The 18,654-nt window shown below is 72.8% G+C and carries 13 protein-coding genes; 9 read left to right on the top strand and 4 right to left on the bottom strand.

Annotated elements, in window-relative coordinates:
• Positions 1–173 precede the first annotated feature (173 nt).
• Positions 174–842: an MOSC domain-containing protein gene (locus tag ACH4UK_RS11865; protein WP_398355900.1), complete on the bottom strand. Its 669-nt coding sequence runs from the start codon at positions 840–842 to the stop codon at positions 174–176.
• Positions 843–936: 94 nt separating this feature from the next.
• Here ACH4UK_RS11865 and ACH4UK_RS11860 point away from each other — a divergent pair, with 94 nt between their 5' ends.
• The gene (locus ACH4UK_RS11860) at positions 937–1,827 is read left to right on the top strand and encodes a LysR family transcriptional regulator (protein ID WP_398355899.1); all 891 of its coding nucleotides are present in this window, start codon (positions 937–939) and stop codon (positions 1,825–1,827) included.
• A 142-nt stretch (positions 1,828–1,969) separates the two neighbouring features.
• On the opposite strand, the gene ACH4UK_RS11855 is transcribed toward ACH4UK_RS11860, so the two are convergent.
• Positions 1,970–2,305 (bottom strand): WhiB family transcriptional regulator, encoded by a 336-nt coding sequence (locus ACH4UK_RS11855; protein ID WP_398355898.1) that lies wholly within the window; start codon positions 2,303–2,305, stop codon positions 1,970–1,972.
• Positions 2,306–2,758: 453 nt separating this feature from the next.
• Between ACH4UK_RS11855 and ACH4UK_RS11850 the strand changes: the two genes are divergently transcribed.
• From ACH4UK_RS11850 to ACH4UK_RS11835, 4 genes are all read left to right on the top strand, one after another.
• The gene (locus tag ACH4UK_RS11850; protein ID WP_003948568.1) at positions 2,759–3,370 is read left to right on the top strand and encodes a response regulator transcription factor; all 612 of its coding nucleotides are present in this window, start codon (positions 2,759–2,761) and stop codon (positions 3,368–3,370) included.
• A 279-nt stretch (positions 3,371–3,649) separates the two neighbouring features.
• Positions 3,650–4,225, top strand: a complete 576-nt coding sequence (locus ACH4UK_RS11845; RefSeq protein WP_030084428.1) for a sigma-70 family RNA polymerase sigma factor — start codon at positions 3,650–3,652, stop codon at positions 4,223–4,225.
• Between the two features lie 139 nt (positions 4,226–4,364).
• Positions 4,365–5,867 (top strand): IMP dehydrogenase, encoded by a 1,503-nt coding sequence (gene guaB / locus ACH4UK_RS11840; protein WP_398355897.1) that lies wholly within the window; start codon positions 4,365–4,367, stop codon positions 5,865–5,867.
• Between the two features lie 104 nt (positions 5,868–5,971).
• On the top strand, positions 5,972–7,096 hold the full coding sequence (locus ACH4UK_RS11835) for a GuaB3 family IMP dehydrogenase-related protein (protein WP_398355896.1): 1,125 nt from the start codon (positions 5,972–5,974) through the stop codon (positions 7,094–7,096).
• 69 nt (positions 7,097–7,165) lie between these two features.
• Here ACH4UK_RS11835 and ACH4UK_RS11830 read toward each other — a convergent pair whose 3' ends face one another.
• Both ACH4UK_RS11830 and ACH4UK_RS11825 read right to left on the bottom strand, forming a co-directional pair.
• Positions 7,166–7,777, bottom strand: a complete 612-nt coding sequence (locus ACH4UK_RS11830) for a hypothetical protein (protein ID WP_398355895.1) — start codon at positions 7,775–7,777, stop codon at positions 7,166–7,168.
• A 136-nt stretch (positions 7,778–7,913) separates the two neighbouring features.
• Entirely contained in the window at positions 7,914–9,176 is a 1,263-nt protein-coding gene (locus ACH4UK_RS11825; RefSeq protein ID WP_398355894.1) for a nucleotide sugar dehydrogenase, read from the bottom strand.
• Between the two features lie 242 nt (positions 9,177–9,418).
• Here ACH4UK_RS11825 and ACH4UK_RS11820 point away from each other — a divergent pair, with 242 nt between their 5' ends.
• From ACH4UK_RS11820 to ACH4UK_RS11805, 4 genes are all read left to right on the top strand, one after another.
• A complete protein-coding gene (locus ACH4UK_RS11820) occupies positions 9,419–11,125 on the top strand; it encodes a glycerol-3-phosphate dehydrogenase/oxidase (RefSeq protein WP_398355893.1) in 1,707 nt (568 codons plus the stop codon).
• Positions 11,126–11,384: 259 nt separating this feature from the next.
• Positions 11,385–13,520 carry a serine/threonine-protein kinase gene (locus tag ACH4UK_RS11815; RefSeq protein ID WP_398355892.1) on the top strand — a complete coding sequence of 712 codons (2,136 nt, stop codon included), beginning with the start codon at positions 11,385–11,387 and terminating at the stop codon, positions 13,518–13,520.
• A 188-nt stretch (positions 13,521–13,708) separates the two neighbouring features.
• Positions 13,709–16,666 (top strand): protein kinase, encoded by a 2,958-nt coding sequence (locus ACH4UK_RS11810; protein WP_398355891.1) that lies wholly within the window; start codon positions 13,709–13,711, stop codon positions 16,664–16,666.
• 168 nt (positions 16,667–16,834) lie between these two features.
• Positions 16,835–18,583, top strand: a complete 1,749-nt coding sequence (locus ACH4UK_RS11805; protein WP_398355890.1) for a protein kinase — start codon at positions 16,835–16,837, stop codon at positions 18,581–18,583.
• Positions 18,584–18,654: the final 71 nt, after the last annotated feature.

Below are 18,654 nucleotides of genomic sequence, written 5' to 3'. Positions count from 1 at the left end.
CACTCGCCTCGAGAACCGCTTCTCGGGCGCAGGTCACTGGTGGTGGACGCGCCGCACACCGATCCAGTTCCCGCTCAACGGGCCGGGACCTCGGGGTGCGTGACGCTCCGTCACCGGACCGGGATGCCGTCCCCGTACGGCACGCCCTTGTCCGGGCGCCGTCCTGCCCGGCCTCAGCCCTGCCGTGCGAGGTACTCCCGGGCCTGCCGGAGCGACTCGGGGTGCAGCGCATCCCCGGCGGCCAGCAGTGCGGGCAACAGGGTGCGATCGGTCGTCACGGCCCGGAACTGCAGGGAGGCGGTGACCTCGTGGTCGGGCCGGTGCACGATCTCGATGGGGTCGCCGGCGCGGACGGCGCCCGGCTCGATCACCCGCAGATACGCGCCGGTGGCGGCATGCTGGGCGAACCGCCGGACCCACCCCTTCTCCCCGAGGTGGTCGGCGAAGGTCCGGCACGGAATGCGTCCCGAGGTCACCTCCAGCACCAGGTCCGGCCCCACCCGCCAGCGCTCGCCGATCCGCGCGCCGCTGACGTCGAGGCCCAGGGTCGTGAAGTTCTCGCCGAACACCCCGTTGGCCAGCTTCCGGCCGCCCAGCTCCCGCTCCCAGACGTCCAGCTCCTCCCGGGCGAAGGCGTACACCGCCTGGTCGCTGCCGCCGTGATGCCGCAGGTCGCACACCGCGTCCCCGGCCAGCCCGCTGCCGCCGACGCCCTTGGGGCCGGGATCGAGGACCTCCACGGGGCCTTCCGCCGGTCGCTTGTCGATCCCGGTGAGGTTCCCGGGACCGGCGGTCCGGGTGGAGGGGCCGGGGCGTCCGATGTTCACGGTCAGCAGCTTCATGCGCTCACGCTAGCCGCTCCCGCGGACCGCTCCCGAACCCAAAGCCCCTCATCGTTAATTCGCCCTGTCTCCAAGAATTTCTTATGATGGTGAGGTGATCGAAGCTCGCCACCTCCGTGTCCTGCGCGCCGTGTCCGCCACCGGCTCGTTCTCCGCCGCCGCCCGCGAACTCGGCTGCACCCAGCCCGCCGTCAGCCAGCAGATGAAGGCCCTGGAGTCCTCCGCCGGCACCACGCTGCTGATCCGCACCGGACGCGAGATGCGCCTCACCCAGGCCGGCGAGGCCTTGGTGCGGCACGCCTCCGGCATCCTCGCCGGGCTGACCGCCGCCGAGGAGGAGGTCGCCGCCATCGCCGGACTGCGCGCCGGCCGGGTGCGGCTGGTCTCCTTCCCCAGCGGCAGCTCCACCCTGGTCCCGGGGGCGCTGGCCGCCCTGCGCGCCGAACACCCCGGCACCCGGGTCTCGCTGGTCGAGGCCGAGCCGCCGCGCTCGGTGGACCTGCTGCGCGAGGGCGACTGCGACATCGCGCTGGCGTTCCGTTACGGGACGACCGGCGGCGAATGGGACGACCTGGTGGTCCGGCCTCTGCTCACCGACCGGCTGATCGGCCTGGTCCCCGACGGGCACCGGCTCGCGGAGGCGTCGAGCGTGGGCATCGGCGAGCTGGCCGAGGAGTCGTGGATCGCGGGCTGCCCGCGCTGTCGCCGGCAGCTGGTCGAGGTCTGCGAGGGGTCCGGCTTCACCCCGCGCATCGACTTCGCCACCGACGACTACCCGGCGGTGATGGGCTTGGTGGGGGCCGGGCTCGGGGTGGCGGTGCTGCCGGAGCTGGCCGTCGAGTCGGTACGCCCCAAGGGGGTCAGGACCGTGCCGGTGGAGCCCGCGATCGAGCGGGAGATCGTGGCGCTCACCCTGCCGGACCTGGCCCGGGTCCCGGCGGTGGCGGCCACCCTGGACCAGCTGTCGCGGGCGTCCGTCCGCTGAGACCGCGCGGGGCCGCGGCGCCCGCGGCCCCGCGCGGTCCCGGCGGGCGGTGAGGGGGTCCGGTCCCGCTGCGGCTGGTCGCGGGCCGGATGGCTGAAGGTGTCGAAGAAACGTTTCTTCTTTCCGATGTGCGGTGCGGCTGTCAGGTGTTCCCGGGGCGGGTGGCGGGGGCTCCCGAGGGGGCCGCGGTGATCAGTCGGGTTCTGGCTCGGCCCATGAGCTCTTCGCGTTCGTCCTCGGTCAGGCCGCCCCACACTCCGTAGGGCTCCCTGACGGCCAGGGCGTGTGCCGCGCACTCGGCCCGTACCGGGCAGCGCATGCACACCTCCTTGGCGGAGGTCTCGCGGGCGCTTCGGGCCGCGCCGCGCTCACCCTCCGGATGGAAGAACAGGGAACTGTCCACGCCTCGGCAGGCGGCGAGCAGCTGCCAGTCCCACAGGTCTGCGTTGGGTCCGGGAAGGCGGGAGAAATCTGCCATTGCTTGTCCCCTCGGAGCTGTGCTGCGTCTGAAGCGGCATCCTCGACCGTCTGTGATCGACGGCCTTCTGTGATCGGACCGTCTGTGATCGGTGTGACCGAAGTCTCGACCGTACATCTACGGTGCTAGTAGATGTAAATATGACTGATTGCGAATCTAGCCATAGACACCCTCAAAAGGGAAGAAATGGTGCCGAACAGGGCATGCCAACGAGTGAAGATTCGGTTGACGGGTGAATCACCCGCGCCGTTCTCCTCCGTGTGCGGCCCTTCACGTAGAGTGCCGAACCCGGCCGCCCGACCCGTAACTCTTTCGAGTGACCGTCGTTAAGAGAACGGATGCGGTTGACGGATATCCGGCTCGGGCACATGTCCGAGGGGGTCAACCGCACAGGTGACGACTTGTATCAGCCTGGAGGCTCAAGGTGACGCGCATCAGCTGCGGAGGACGGTCATGACATCCGTCCTCGTCTGCGACGACTCCCCGCTTGCCCGAGAAGCGCTCCGTCGCGCGGTGGCCACCGTGCCCGGCGTCGAGCGCGTGACGACGGCGGCCAACGGCGAGGAAGTCCTCCGCCGCTGGGGTGCCGATCGTTCGGATCTGATTCTGATGGACGTACGCATGCCCGGTCTGGGGGGTGTGGAGACCGTCCGACGGCTGCTCTCCGCCGACCCCGGGGCCCGGATCATCATGCTGACCGTCGCCGAGGACCTGGACGGCGTCGCGCTCGCGGTCGCCGCCGGGGCCCGCGGTTATCTGCACAAGGACGCCTCGCGCGCCGAGCTGCGGGCCACCGTCACCCAGGCGCTGGCCGACCCGACGTGGCGGCTGGCCCCGCGTCGGCTGCGGTCCGCCGAGATGGGGGCGGCCCCCACGCTCACCGCGCGGGAGATCCAGGTGCTCGAAGGCATGAGTCACGGCCGCTCCAACGCGGAGATCGGCCGGGAGCTCTTCCTCTCCGAGGACACGGTCAAGACCCACGCCCGACGCCTGTTCAAGAAGCTCGGGGCCTCGGACCGCGCCCATGCGGTGGCCCTCGGGTTCCGCTGGGGCCTGGTCCGCTGACGACCGGCCCGGGTCGCGCCCCGTCCGCAGACCGGCGGACGGGGTCACGGAGCGGGCCGCGGCTCCACATCCCGTATCCGGGCGACCGCTTCGGTGGTGCCGTGTGACGCTTCCCGGCCGATGACGCATCCTTGAGTCGTGGAGTTCCTCAGGAACGATTCGGTCGAGCGGAAGGGGAGGGTGCAGGACATGACATCCGGCGCACCCGCTCATAACGCTTCGGTGCACAACTCGGGACGCGGTGGAGCGGACCTGACGGCATCAGGGCACCATGGTTCGATGCGCGACGACGAAACCACGGTGATCGGTGCCCTCGTGCACCGGGCCGTCGACGGCGACGCGCAGGCCACCCACGATCTGCTGGCCCACGTCCACCCCCTCGCGCTGCGCTACTGCCGCTCCCGGCTGAACCGCCTTCCCGGTGATGCTCGCCACTTCGTGGAGGACCTCGCGCAGGAGGTCTGCGTCGCGGTGCTGATGGCGCTGCCGCGCTACAAGGACACCGGCAGGCCCTTCGAAGCCTTCGTCTTCGCGATCGCCGGCCACAAGGTCGCCGACCTCCAGCGCGCCGCGATGCGCCACCCGGGGTCGACCGCCGTCCCCTCCGACGAGATGCCGGAGCGGCCCGACGACTCCCTCGGCCCGGAGGAGCGCGCCCTGCTCAGCAGCGATGCCGCCTGGGCCAAGAAGCTCCTCGCCAACCTCCCGGAGAATCAGCGCGAGCTGCTGGTCCTGCGGGTCGCGGTCGGGCTGACCGCGGAGGAAACCGGCCAGATGCTCGGGATGTCCCCGGGCGCGGTCCGGGTCGCCCAGCACCGCGCGCTCAGCAGGCTCCGGGCGCTCGCGGAGCAGTAGAGGCGCCTGCGTCGGCCCTGGTCGGAGGCTCTGTAGAAAGCTACAGAACAGCCAAGTGATCTTGATCGTGGAATGAGACACCCGTGGAGCCCGTTAGCATGGACATCCGCACCGATCAAGGCCATTTGGGGAAGGTGTCATGACTGCAAACGTCGACGGAGTGCCCGAGAAGTTCGCGACGCTCGGGCTGACCTACGACGACGTGCTGCTGCTGCCCGGCGCGTCCGAGGTCCTGCCCAACGCGGTCGACACCTCGTCGCTCATCTCGCGCAACGTACGGGTGAACATCCCCCTGTTGTCGGCCGCCATGGACAAGGTGACCGAGGCGCGCATGGCCATCGCCATGGCCCGGCAGGGCGGCGTCGGCGTGCTGCACCGCAATCTTTCGGTCGAGGACCAGGTGAACCAGGTCGACCTGGTCAAGCGGTCCGAGTCCGGCATGGTCACCGACCCGATCACCGTGCACCCCGACGCCACGCTCGGCGAGGCGGACGCGCTCTGCGCGAAGTTCCGTATCAGCGGCGTGCCGGTCACCGACCCCGCGGGCAAGCTCCTCGGCATCGTGACCAACCGTGACATGGCCTTCGAGTCGGACCGGTCGCGCCAGGTGCGCGAGGTCATGACGCCGATGCCGCTCGTCACCGGGCGGGTCGGGATCTCCGGCGTCGAGGCCATGGAGCTGCTGCGCCGCCACAAGATCGAGAAGCTGCCGCTGGTCGACGAGGCCGGTGTCCTCAAGGGCCTCATCACGGTCAAGGACTTCAAGAAGGCCGAGCAGTACCCGAACGCCGCCAAGGACGCCGAAGGCCGTCTGCTGGTCGGCGCGGCCGTCGGCGCCAGCCCCGAGGCGCTGGAGCGTGCGCAGGCGCTCGCGTCCGCCGGTGTCGACTTCCTGATCGTCGACACCTCGCACGGACACAACAGCAACGCCCTCGCCTGGATGGCGAAGATCAAGTCGAGCGTCGGCGTGGACGTCATCGGCGGCAACGTCGCCACCCGCGACGGTGCCCAGGCGCTGATCGACGCCGGTGTCGACGGCGTGAAGGTCGGCGTCGGCCCCGGTTCGATCTGTACCACCCGCGTGGTCGCCGGCATCGGCGTCCCGCAGGTCACCGCGATCTACGAGGCGGCGCTCGCCGCGCGCGCCGCGGGCGTCCCCGTGATCGGCGACGGCGGCCTCCAGTACTCCGGCGACATCGGCAAGGCGCTGGCCGCCGGGGCGGACAGCGTGATGCTGGGCAGCCTCCTCGCGGGCTGCGAGGAGTCCCCGGGCGAGCTGATGTTCATCAACGGCAAGCAGTTCAAGTCGTACCGCGGCATGGGCTCGCTGGGCGCCATGCAGTCCCGCGGACAGGGCCGTTCGTACTCCAAGGACCGCTACTTCCAGGCCGAGGTCTCCTCGGACGACAAGCTCGTCCCCGAGGGCATCGAGGGCCAGGTGCCCTACCGGGGCCCGCTGGCCAACGTCCTCCACCAGCTCGTCGGGGGCCTGCGCCAGACCATGGGGTACGTCGGCGCCGCGTCCGTCGACCAGATGGAGAGCAAGGGCCGCTTCGTCCGGATCACCTCGGCGGGTCTCAAGGAGAGCCACCCGCACGACATCCAGATGACGGTGGAAGCGCCGAACTACAGCAGGAAGTAACGCATCAGCGCAGGTGAGGGGCGGACCGGAGTTCCCGGTACCGCCCCTCAGGTGCGTGTCGGGGATACTGGTCAGCGCAGACGTAGAGGGAAAGGCCACACATCGTGACTGAGATCGAGATCGGGCGCGGCAAGCGCGGCCGCCGGGCTTACGCATTCGACGACATCGCTGTCGTTCCGAGCCGCCGCACCCGGGACCCGAAGGAGGTCTCGATCGCCTGGCAGATCGACGCCTACCGTTTCGAGCTGCCGTTCCTGGCCGCTCCCATGGACTCCGTGGTCTCCCCGCAGCACGCCATCCGGATCGGCGAGCTCGGCGGCCTGGGCGTGCTGAACCTGGAAGGCCTGTGGACCCGGCACGCCGACCCGCAGCCGCTGCTGGACGAGATCGCCGAGATGCCGGTCGAGTCCGCGACCCGGCGGCTCCAGGAGATCTACTCCGCCCCCATCCGGGAGGAGCTGATCGGGCAGCGCATCAAGGAGGTGCGCGACTCCGGCGTCGTCACCGCCGCCGCGCTCTCCCCGCAGCGCACCGCCCAGTTCTCCAAGGCCGTCGTCGACGCGGGCGTCGACATCTTCGTCATCCGCGGTACGACGGTCTCCGCCGAGCATGTCTCGGGCGCGGCCGAGCCGCTGAACCTGAAGCAGTTCATCTACGAGCTGGACGTACCGGTCATCGTCGGCGGCTGCGCCACGTACACCGCCGCCCTGCACCTGATGCGGACCGGCGCGGCCGGCGTCCTCGTCGGCTTCGGCGGCGGCGCGGCGCACACCACGCGCAACGTCTTCGGCATCCAGGTCCCGATGGCCACCGCCGTCGCGGACGTCGCCGGGGCCCGCCGTGACTACATGGACGAGTCCGGCGGCCGGTACGTGCATGTCATCGCCGACGGCGGCGTCGGCTGGTCCGGCGATCTGCCGAAGGCCATCGCCTGCGGTGCGGACGCCGTGATGATGGGCTCCCCGCTGGCCCGTGCGACGGACGCGCCGGGCCGCGGCCGGCACTGGGGCATGGAGGCCGTCCACGAGGACGTGCCGCGCGGCAAGCTGGTCGACCTCGGCCCGGTCGGGACGACGGAGGAGGTCCTCACCGGTCCTTCGCACACCCCGGACGGTTCGATGAACATCTTCGGCGCCCTGCGCCGCGCGATGGCCACCACCGGCTACAGCGACCTCAAGGAGTTCCAGCGCGTCGAGGTGACGGTGGCGGACTCGCAGCACCGCCGCTGATCTCCCGTACGTACGCGGAAGGGCCCGGACCGTCATGGTCCGGGCCCTTCCGTATGGTCCTGCGGGGTGTCAGCCGGCCTTCTTGGCGCCACCGACGGCGGCGACCGCACCGAGGGCGAAGAAGAGGTACGTCATGAAGTCGGCCTCTTCCGACCAGGCTTCCCGCACGGTGTCGAAGTGGTCGCCGACGACCTCGGAGAAGGGGATGCCCGCCAGGTCGGAGAGCACCATCGAGATGCCGACGAGCTGGCCGAGGTAGACGGCGCCGATCGAGAAGACGGCCGAGGCCGCGATGACCGCCGGGTTGGAGCCGCCGACCTTGCTCGCCGCGAAGCCGACCAGGAAGCCGACGCCGACCGCCGCGTAGCCGACCTCGCGCTCGATGGAGCCCGCGATCACGCCGTACAGGATGCCCGCGACGACGGCCGCGCCCAGGGCCACCAGCACGCCGAGCAGGATGTTGTTGCGGGCCGGGGGCGCCGGGGTGAAGGGCGCGCCGCCGCCGTACGGGGCGCCCTGGCCGGGCTGCTGGTCCCCGAACGGGTTACCGGTCGGGGCCGGGGGCTGCTGGCCGTACGGGTTGCCGGTCGGCGCGGCGGGCTGGCCGTACGGGTTGCCGTCGACGGGCTGACCGCCGTACGGCTGCTGGGGCTGGTTCGGCGGCTGCACGGGCTGACTCACGGTGGGACTCCCCCTGGGACGACTGCGCACGAGTGTGCGGGACGCGCACAACTGTGCGCTCTGTGACGCCGCAGGCTAGCAGCACGGGCCGGATCCGGTCACCGGTAATCCGTTTCGGCCGACCGCCGTACCGGCCTCAGAGCCGGTGCGCGGCGCCCGCCGGAGTGGCCCCCCGGGTGTCCAGGAGCAGTTGGGCCTTGACCGCGAGGCCCTGGAGGTCGTAGGTGCGGTGCTGCTGGAGCAGTACGGTCAGGTCGGCGGCGGCCGCGGCCTCGTACAGCGAGTCGGCGCGCGGGACGGGGCGTTCGCGTACCCGCCAGTCCAGGACGTGCGGGTCGTGGTAGCCGATCTGGGCGCCCATGTCCATCAGCCGGGTGGCGATCTCGCGGGCGGGGGCGGCCTCCTGGTCGGCGCTGTCCGGCTTGTAGGTGACGCCGAGCAGCAGGACGCGCGCGCCCCGGACGGACTTGCCGTGCTCGTTCAGGAGGGTGGCGCAGCGCTGGATGACGTAACTGGGCATCCGGTCGTTGATCTCCTGCGCCAACGAGACCATGCGCAGGGGGTGTCCGGGGGTGCGGGTGCTGTAGGGCAGGCAGCCCGGGTCCACCGGGACGCCGTGCCCGCCGACGCCCGGTCCCGGGCGGAAGGGCTGGAAGCCGAACGGCTTGGTCTCGGCGCACCGGATGACGTCCCAGAGGTCGACGCCCAGGTCGTGGCAGAGCACCGCCATCTCGTTGACCAGCGCGATGTTGACGTGCCGGAAGTTGGTCTCCAGCACCTTCGTCATCTCCGCCTCGCGCGGTCCGCGGGCCCGGACGACCTTGTCGGTGAGCCGTCCGTAGAAGGCGGCGGCCGACTCGGTGCAGGCCGGGGTGAGGCCGCCGATGACCTTGGGGGTGTTGGCCAGGACGTGGGTGCGGTTGCCGGGGTCGAGCCGGCCGGGGGAGCAGGCGAGGTGGAAGTCGCGTCCGGCGAGCAGGCCCGAGCCCTCCTCGAGCAGGGGGCGCAGGAAGTTCTCTGTGGTGCCGGGCGGCACGGCGGATTCCAGCAGCACGGTGGTGTGCGGGCGCAGCCGGGCGGCCAGCGCGCGGGCGGCGTCGCCGAGCGCGGTGAGGTCGATCGCCCGGTCGGGGCCGAGCGGGGTGGGGGAGCAGATCACGGCGGTACGGACCCGGCCCAGCTCGGCGGCGTTGGTGGTGGGCCGGAAGCCGCCGGCGAGCATGCGGCGGATCTCGGACGCGGTGAGGGTCCCCTCGACGGGGCTGCGGCCCGCTCTGAGCTCCGCGTAGGGGCGGGGGTCGGGGTCGTAGCCGACGGTGTCGATGCCGGCGGTCACGGCGGCCTGGGCGAGGGGCAGGCCGAGGTGACCGAGTCCGATGACGGCGAGGTCTGCGGGCATACAGGAAGCCCCCCTAAGAGCGGAGAACGAAGATCGCAACTGCTGTGGACAGCGCTATGTCAGACTAGGCGTAAATATGACCTATATGTCGCATTGCGTGACTCCGGACGCCGGGGTGTTGTCCACAGGCGGTGGCTGAACTCGATGAGCGCGGACAGAATCGAGGGGTGGACACGGGCGGCCGGCCCCTCGGCCGGGTGGCACTCCCGTCTCCGACCACCCCGATCCACCGGGAGGCAGCAGTGAGGACAGCGACACTGGGACCCGCCGAGCGCACCGTCGCGCTCGCCGCCATGGCCGAGCGCGAACTGGACGTGCTGGTCGTGGGGGCGGGCGTGGTCGGCGCGGGCACGGCGCTGGACGCCGCCACCAGAGGCCTCTCGACCGGCCTGGTCGAGGCGCGCGACTGGGCGTCCGGCACATCGAGCAGGTCGAGCAAGCTGATCCACGGCGGTCTGCGCTATCTGGAGATGCTCGACTTCGCGCTGGTCCGGGAGGCGCTCAAGGAGCGCGGGCTGCTCCTGGAGCGGCTCGCCCCGCACCTGGTGAAGCCCGTGCCCTTCCTCTATCCCTTGCAGCACAAGGGCTGGGAACGGCTCTACGCCGGCTCCGGCGTCGCGCTGTACGACGCGATGTCGGTCTCCTCCGGCCATGGCCGCGGCCTCCCCGTGCACCGCCACCTCTCCCGCAAGCACGCCCTGCGGGTCGCCCCCGCCCTGAAGAAGGACGCCCTGGTCGGCGCCCTCCAGTACTACGACGCCCAGATGGACGACGCCCGCTTCGTCACCGAGCTGGTGCGCACCGCCGCGTCCTACGGGGCCCACGTGGCGAACGCGGCCCGGGTGATCGGCTTCCTCCGCGAGGGCGAGCGGGTCGTGGGCGCGCTCGTGCAGGACGTCGAGGGCGGCAAGGAGTACGAGGTCCGGGCCAAGCAGGTGGTCAACGCCACCGGTGTGTGGACCGACGACACCCAGGGCCTCATCGGCGAGCGCGGACAGTTCCACGTCCGGGCCTCCAAGGGCATCCACCTGGTCGTCCCCAAGGACCGCATCCACTCCTCCACCGGCCTCATCCTGCGCACCGAGAAGTCCGTCCTCTTCGTCATCCCCTGGGGCCGGCACTGGATCATCGGCACCACGGACACCGACTGGGACCTGGACAAGGCCCACCCGGCCGCCTCCAGCGCCGATATCGACTATCTGCTCCAGCACGTCAACTCCGTCCTGAACACCCCGCTGACCAGGGACGACGTCCAGGGCGTCTATGCCGGGCTGCGCCCGCTGCTGGCCGGCGAGTCGGACGCCACCAGCAAGCTGTCGCGCGAGCACACGGTGGCCCACCCGGCCCCCGGCCTGGTCGTCGTGGCGGGCGGCAAGTACACGACGTACCGGGTCATGGCCAAGGACGCGGTGGACGAGGCGGTGCACGGACTCGACCAGCGGGTCGCCGCCTGCGTCACCGAGGACACCCCGCTGCTGGGGGCCGAGGGGTACAAGGCCCTGTGGAACGCGCGCGCCCGGATCGCGGCCCGGACCGGACTCCATGTCGCCCGGGTGGAGCACCTGCTCAACCGGTACGGCTCAATGACGGAAGAAATTCTGGAACTGGTCCTCGCCGACTCCACGCTGGGCGAACCGCTGCCCGCCGCCGACGACTATCTGCGCGCCGAGATCGTCTACGCGGCCTCCCACGAGGGCGCCCGCCATCTGGACGACGTCCTGACCCGGCGCACCCGGATCTCCATCGAGACCTTCGACCGGGGTACCCGCAGCGCCCGGCTCTGCGCGGAGCTGATGGCGCCGGTGCTGGGCTGGGACGAGGGGAGGATCGACCGGGAGGTCGAGCACTACGAGAAGCGGGTGGAGGCCGAGCGCGAATCGCAGCGGCAGCCCGACGACCTCACGGCGGACGCGGCCCGGCTCGGCGCACCGGACATCGTGCCGATCTAGGGCGCTTCCGGCGGATCCGCGAGAGTCCCCAGCGGCGGCCATCGCCTGTTACCCCCGGGTCAGTTGGGCTCCACCGGCCCGGGGGAGGGCCGTCCGCCGCCCGGACCGGCCTGGACGGGGAGACCCGGTTGGTAGGAGGCTGTGGGGGCTTCCCTCTTCGGGCCGCAGCGCGGCGGACCCCGGACCCGGCACCAGGACCGGTCCCGGGGTGAGGGACAATGAACGCTCTGCCAGGGCGGGTTGATCGCAGAGGGGACGCATGTCGGAGGCGGAGCAGGCACGGGAGCCCCAACGGGACAAGAACGGTCGTCTCCTCGCGGGGCGCTACCGGCTCGGTGAGGTGCTCGGCCGGGGCGGCATGGGTACGGTCTGGCGCGCCGACGACGAGACGCTCGGCCGCACGGTCGCGGTCAAGGAGCTGCGGTTCCCGTCGGCGATCGACGAGGACGAGAAGCGCCGGCTGATCACGCGCACCCTGCGTGAGGCCAAGGCGATCGCACGGATCCGCAACAACAGCGCCGTGACCGTCTACGACGTGGTCGACGAGGACGACCGCCCGTGGATCGTCATGGAGCTGATCGAGGGCAAGTCGCTCGCCGAGGCGATCCGCGAGGACGGCACGCTGACGCCGAGGCGGGCCGCCGAGGTCGGGCTCGCCATCCTCGACGTGCTGCGCTCGGCGCACCGCGAGGGCATCCTGCACCGCGATGTGAAGCCGTCCAACGTGCTGATCGCCGAGGACGGGCGCGTCGTGCTCACCGACTTCGGCATCGCCCAGGTCGAGGGCGACCCGTCGGTCACCTCCACCGGCATGCTCGTCGGCGCCCCCTCGTACATCTCGCCGGAGCGGGCCCGCGGTCACAAGCCGGGTCCGCCCGCCGACCTGTGGTCGCTCGGCGGACTGCTGTACGCGAGCGTCGAGGGCTGCCCGCCGTACGACAAGGGCTCGGCCATCGCCACCCTCACGGCCGTGATGACCGAACCGCTCGACCCGCCGAAGAACGCCGGTCCGCTGACCGAGGTCATCTACGGTCTGCTCGCCCGGGACCCCGAACAGCGCCTCGACGACGCCGGGGCGCGGGCGTTGCTCAACGACGTCATCAACGCCCCCGACGTTCCCGCGCCGGCCGCCGCGGACTCCACCCAGATCATGGCCCTGCCGCCGGCCCCCGCCGTCGACCCCCTCGTCAAGAGGGCGCCGAAGCCGCCCAAGGCCCCCAAGCCGCCGAAGCAGTCCACCGGATCGGGCGAGTCCGGCGAGGGCGCCCGCGACCGGCTGCGCGGAGCCCTGCGCTCCGTGCGCAACGCGAAGACCCCGGCCGTGGCCGCGGGAGCCGCCGCGGGCGCGGCCGCAGCGTCGGCGGGCTCTCCGGCCGCCGCCGCCACCGGTTCGCCCGTCGCCCCGCCCAAGCCTCCGTCGCCGCCCGGGACTTCCACCGCCCCGGGGACGAAGGCGGCCACGGCGTCCGCCCCGGCGGCCGCGAAGGGGGCCGTCGCGGCCCCCGAGGCCCCCACCGGCGCCCCGAAGTCCGCGACGGCGGCGAGCGCTTCCGTACCCGGGCAGCGCCCGCCCGCCCCGCCCGCCTCCACGCGTGCGTCGATCACCGACGTGGTGCCCCGCCGCACCCTCGCGATCATCGCGGCCGTCGTCGCGCTGGCCATCCTCGGCACGGTCCTCGCGCTCACCCTCGGCGGCGACGACCCGGACAAGAACGGCGCCAAGGGCGACACCGCCGCGTCGGCCGGAGCCGCGGGCGGCGCCGACGACCAGGGCGACGACACGGGCGGCGGTTCGGCCGGTGAGAAGGGCGACGGTCAGAAGGAGGGCCAGGGCACGGACGACGGCCGGGCCTCCGACGATCCGTCCGGCGACGGCTCCGACGACCCGAAGGCCGACGACCCCGAGGGCGACGAGCCGGACGCGGGCGACTCCCTGCCCGCCGGCTACCGGAAGGTCACCGACGCCCGGTTCCACTTCACCATGGTGATGCCCGGCGACTTCAAGCGCACGGCCATAGCGGGCAGCAACTCCGGCGGCATCTACAACGCCGAGGAGGGCGCCTTCCCCCGCGTCCAGGTCGACTTCAACAGCTCGCCCAAGGACGACGCGGTGGCCGCCTGGCGCGGGGCCGTCGCGAGCGCCAAGGTGCTCAGCGACGGCTACCGACACGGCGGCATAAAGAAGGTCGAGTACAACGGCTATCCGACCGTCGCGGACTGGACGTTCGAGCGCAACCACAACGGCGTCCGGGTGCGGGTGCTCAACCGCGGCTTCAAGGTGGACGCCAAGCGCGGCTACTCGATCATGATCAGCTGCAAGGTGGACGAGTGGGACGGCGACGCGTGCCGGACGCTGCGCGAGACGGCGTTCGCCACGTTCACGCCCACGGACTGACCGACGGGAAACGTTTGTGCGGGCCGGGTTGGCACGACCCGGCCCGTCCGCCCGCGTTGCCACGTATCGTAAGAGGCCGGAGACCGTACGCAGCCGGAATGGCAGGTCAATTGCCTGCCAAATGACCGTAACTGACGGATTCGTGCGGCTCTGATGACCGGGGGAACAGCGCGCTCTGGGGAGGCGTCGTGGACGACTACGCGGGTCGGGTGCTTGCCGACCGCTACCGCCTTCCGCTGCCCCCGTCCGACGGGTACGAACTGGCCGAGACCCGGGCGTTCGACACATACAGCGGTCAGGAAGTCCTGGTCCGTCAGGTTCCGTTGCCGGAGATCGTGGACGCGGAGGTGCTCGACGCCGACGGGCAGTCCTCGATGTCGGGACGCACCACCGGGCGAGCGGTCCGCCGCAGCACGGACCCCGCGGTCCGGCGGGCGATCGAGGCCGCGCAGGCCGCCGCCCAGGTGCCCGACCACCCCCGGCTCGACCAGGTCTTCGACGTCTTCGCCGAAGCGGGTTCGCTGTGGATAGTGAGCGAGCTCGTCGCGGCCCGCCCGCTCGCCGCCCTCCTCGCCGAACGCCCCCTCAACCCCTACCGGGCCGCCGAGATCGGCTCCGACGTGCTCACCGCCCTGCGGGTGCTGCACGCGCACGGGTGGACCCACCGCAACATCACCGTGCGCACGGTCCTGGTGTGCGACGACGGCCGCGTCGTGCTCACCGGTCTCGCGGCGGGCGCCGCCGAGGAGGCGCTCTGCGGATACGCCCCCGAACCGCAGCCCGACGCCGATCCGGTGACCGGCCCCACGAGCTACGGCATCCCGGCCGTCGAGCCCGCCCCGCCGAGGGAGCTCGACGCCGCCCATGCGCTTCCGCCCGCCAGGAGCGACGCGGATGACGCGGAGTACGCGGACGTCCAGGAGTACGCGGACGTCCAGGACGCCGAGTACGAGAGCGGAGAGGGCGGCGAGGGCGGCGAGTATCCCGTTCCGCCGCTGCCCCAGGGGTACGCGCCGCGCCGGGGCGACGAGCGGTACGACGACCGGTACGACCTGCCGCCGGGCCGGGAGGCCGACCCCTTCCCGGGGCAGCGGGCCGACGGGCAGGAGATCGTCCCGCGCCCCGCCGCCCCCACCGTCCCGTACACCGCCGTGCCGCCCCCCGCCGAGCCGGGCGCCGCGAGCGCCGCCCAGTTGCGGGCCGCCCGCGCCGGAGCCATCGCCGCCTACCGGGCGGGCGCACGGGCCGCCGCCCGGGTCACCGAGGACCGGCAGCAGACCGACCCCGCCCCGGCCGACCTCACGAAGTCGCCGCCGGAGGACCGCGAAGCCACCCCGGCCGCCGACGCGGGCCCGGTCGCCGACGCAGGCGTCCTCCCCTTCCGGCGGCCGGCCCCGGACACCCCCGAGGCCCCCCGGCTCACCACCCCCTGGGGCAGCCCCGCCGAGGACCCCTACGACGACGAGGACGAAGAGGACGACGAGGAGGGCCCCCGCCCGCCGGGCCGCCGCGTCCATCTCGCGGGGACCTGGGACGACGGGCCCGGCGCGGGGCGGCCCGTCTCCGCGGGCGGCTCCGGCGAGGACGCGCTGCGCGCCGACTCCCGGCGGCCCGGCCCGCCGGCCCCCGCCCCGAAGCAACTCGCCCGCACCGCGCCCCTCCCGGACGGGCGGGCCGCGTCCCGGGCCTGGGAGGAAGCCGTCGCGGGCGGCGGCGACCCCCCCCTCTACCGCGGCCCCGCCACCCCGCTCGCCGCCGAACGCGCCCGCCAGGCACGGATCGCCGTCGTCGGAGCCGTCACCGAGCGCTGGGCCCCCGAGCAGGCGGGCCCGGTCCACGACAACTGGCAGCTCGCGCCCCCGATCGGCCCCTCCACCGACCTGTGGGCGCTCGGCGCGCTGCTCTACCGCGCCGTCCAGGGCCACGCCCCCTACCCCGAGGAGAACGCGGCCGAGCTCGTCCAGATGGTGTGCGGCGAGCCGCCCGCCTTCGCGGAGGAGTGCGGCCCGCTGCGGCCCGTCGTCGAATCGCTGCTGCGCCAGGACCCCACGGAGCGGCCGGACTTCGAGGAGCTGCGCGGCTGGCTGCGCTCGCTGGTGCGCTCCGCGCCGGAGCCGGAGGCGGGCGCCGACGTCGTCACCCTGCCCGCGCCCGACGCCACCCGGCTCCCCGTCGTACGCCGCCGGGGCGAGCTGGTCCGCCGGCGCCGGGGCCGTTTCGGCGGCGGCGCTGCGCACGGCCGGCACCGCCAGGGGAAGCGTCAGCAGCCGCCGAAGCAACGCGGCGGCGGCCGGCAGCAGGACCACCACGCCCCGCCGCTGCCGCCCGACCGGTCCGTGCGCCGGCCCGTGGAGTCCTGGGAGGAGGAGCGCCCGGCCCGCGTGCCGCGTGCGCCCAAGGGGCCCCGGGTGCTGCGCGAGCCGCCGCGCCGGGGCGAGGGATCGTCCTCACCGCGCAGCCTGGGCCGGCTGCTGCTCGTCCTGATCCTGCTGCTGATGGCCGCCGCCGTCGCATACGCGGTGATGTTCCTGCCGGAACAGGAGTCGGGCAAGGACGACGGAGCGCCGGGTTCGCCCGCCGGTTCCGCCGCGCCGCCCGCCGCCTCGGGGAAGCCCGAGCCGTCCGCCTCGGGGGACGGGTCCGCCGATCCCGGGTCCCAGCAGCCGCAGACGAGCCGCTCCGCCGTCGCGCTCGCCCCCGGCTACGCGCTCCGCAAGGACACGGAGGGCTTCGAGGTCGGCGTACCGAAGGACTGGCAGCGCAGCCCCGCCAACGCGAACCGTCAGATCCGCTACGGCAGCGACGGGTTCACCCTGCTCGTGGTGCCCGGCCGGGACACGGTGAAGGCGGGCGGCGGCGATCCGCTGGACTACCAGCGGGACAAGGAGCCCGAGCTCCAGCCGTTCCGGGACTCCAGCTGGTCCTCCTCGTCCGGACTGCGCCGGGTCGACGTCGGCCGGCAGGCCATGGCCGAGGGGCAGTTCACCTGGCAGGAGAGCGGCGGGCGTGAGGTGTACGTCCGCAACCTCGCCATGATCGTCGACGGCCGCTACCACATCATCCAGGTCATCGGCCCCGAGAGCGACCGCGACAAGGTCACCGAGATCTACGAGCAGGCCATCGCCTCGTACCGGGTCAACGCCTGACCCTCCGGCCTTCGGACGGTCTGACAGCACGTCATCGCCGGGTCTCCGCAACGGGCGTTGTGCGGTGTCGACAACCATCACAGTGCGGTCTCGTGGGCGATCCCCGGTTCCGCCTGCCCGCTCCGCCTCCGTAATCTGGCAAGCCGAGGAACGGGGCGGGGACATCACGTGGATCGATCACAGGGCACGGACGCGGGATTGGTACTGGCGGGGCGGTACCGGCTGGGCGACGTCCTCGGCCGGGGCGGCATGGGCAAGGTCTGGCGCGCCCACGACGAGGTGCTGCACCGCACGGTCGCCGTCAAGGAGCTGACCGCCGGACTGTACGTCGCCGAGGCCGACCGGCTCGTCCTGCACGCCCGGACGCAGAAGGAGGCGCGGGCCGCGGCGCGCATCACGCACCCCGGCGTCGTCACCGTCCACGACGTGATCGAGTACGACAACCGCCCCTGGATCGTCATGCAGTACGTCGACGGGCCCTCGCTCGCCGACGCCGCCAAGGAGAGCGGCGAGGTCGCCCCGCGCGAGGCGGCCCGCATCGGGCTGCATGTGCTGAGCGCGCTCCGCGCCGCCCACGGGGCCGGGGTGCTGCACCGCGACGTCAAGCCCGGCAACGTCCTGCTGGCCCGCGACGGGCAGGTGCTGCTCACCGACTTCGGGATCGCCGCGATCGAGGGCGACTCCACCATCACCCGCACCGGCGAACTGGTCGGCTCCATCGACTACCTGGCCCCGGAACGGGTACGTGGCGGCGACCCGGGACCGGCCTCCGACCTCTGGTCGCTGGGCGCGACGCTGTACACGGCGGTCGAGGGGACCTCCCCGTTCCGCCGCGCCTCCCCGATCGCCACGATGCAGGCCGTCGTCACCGATGAGCCGCCCGCCCCGGTCAACGCCGGTCCGCTCGGCGCCGTGATCACCGCGCTGCTCCGCAAGGACCCGGCCGACCGGCCATCGGCCGCGGCGACCGAGCAGATGCTGCTGGACGCCATGGAGGGCCGCGAACCCCGTGCCGCCCAGGCGCATGTGCCCACCCAGCGCTTCCCCGAGGACGCCCGGTACGGCTACCCGGACGCGAACGGGCCCGGCGGCCCGCACGGCCCGGCCGGCTCCCACGGCTCCGAGGGCTCCACCGCCCGACTGCCCACGACGGCCCCCTCCGCAACCGCGCCGCCCGACTCCGGCTCCGGCCTCGGCTCCGGCCCGGACGGCATCGCTCCGGTCACCGGTCCCGCCTCCGCCCCGGTGACCCGGCGGGCCGGATCCCGGTGGCGCACCGTGCTCGTCGTGGTCGTCGCCGCCGCCGTCCTGGGGGGCGCGGCCGGGCTGTTCGCGATGAAGTACCGGGAGGGTTCCGGCACCCCGGGCGCGAACGGCGGTACGTCCGCGGGCGGCACACCGTCCCCGAAGCAGACCACCCCCGACCCCGCCGACCCCTCGCAGGGGACACCGGAGATACCCGACGGCTGGCACCGGGTCGACGACCCGGCGGGCTTCAGCCTGGTGGTGCCGAAGAACTGGACCCGGCAGTACCAGGACGGCCAGATCGACTACACACCGGACGGCGGGGCCCACCGGATCCGCATCAGCATCGACCCGGACCCGGACTTCGACCATCCGCATCTGCACATGCAGAACCTGGAGGAGCAGCTGTCCGAGCGGCTGCCGGGCTATCAGCGGATCGGGCTGGAGAAGAAGACCTTCCGCGACCGGCCGGGCTCCCTCTGGGAGTTCACCTGGGACGAGACCAAGGACCACGCCGGCCCCCGGCACGGGATCGACCAGATGTACTACGGCGGCCACGGCGGCCCCGAGTACGCCCTGTACCTGACCGCCCCGCAGGAGGGCTGGGAGGACAGCCGCGAGAAGTTCGACATCATGCTGCGCAGCTGGCGCGCCCCGGGCACACCGCGGTGAGAGCGCCTTCCGGGGGCCCGCTGTGCCCCGCCGGAGTCGCCGTACGGTCACGGCTCTGCATCCGGTGACCG

The sequence above is a fragment of the Streptomyces sp. NPDC020884 genome, assembly GCF_044333935.1.
In the GTDB taxonomy this organism is placed as follows: Bacteria; Actinomycetota; Actinomycetes; order Streptomycetales; family Streptomycetaceae; genus Streptomyces.
Note: the sequence above shows the minus strand (reverse complement) of the source record. Positions and strands in the feature narration are given on the sequence as shown.

What these genes read in the sequence shown, in the direction of transcription:
- ACH4UK_RS11865 (WP_398355900.1), bottom strand. Translation starts at nt 842, where the DNA reads ATGAAGCTGCTGACCGTGAACATCGGACGCCCCGGCCCCTCCACCCGG.
- ACH4UK_RS11855 (WP_398355898.1), bottom strand. Translation starts at nt 2,305, where the DNA reads ATGGCAGATTTCTCCCGCCTTCCCGGACCCAACGCAGACCTGTGGGAC.
- ACH4UK_RS11850 (WP_003948568.1), top strand. Translation starts at nt 2,759, where the DNA reads ATGACATCCGTCCTCGTCTGCGACGACTCCCCGCTTGCCCGAGAAGCG.
- ACH4UK_RS11845 (WP_030084428.1), top strand. Translation starts at nt 3,650, where the DNA reads ATGCGCGACGACGAAACCACGGTGATCGGTGCCCTCGTGCACCGGGCC.
- guaB (WP_398355897.1), top strand. Translation starts at nt 4,365, where the DNA reads ATGACTGCAAACGTCGACGGAGTGCCCGAGAAGTTCGCGACGCTCGGG.
- ACH4UK_RS11825 (WP_398355894.1), bottom strand. Translation starts at nt 9,176, where the DNA reads ATGCCCGCAGACCTCGCCGTCATCGGACTCGGTCACCTCGGCCTGCCC.
- ACH4UK_RS11815 (WP_398355892.1), top strand. Translation starts at nt 11,385, where the DNA reads ATGTCGGAGGCGGAGCAGGCACGGGAGCCCCAACGGGACAAGAACGGT.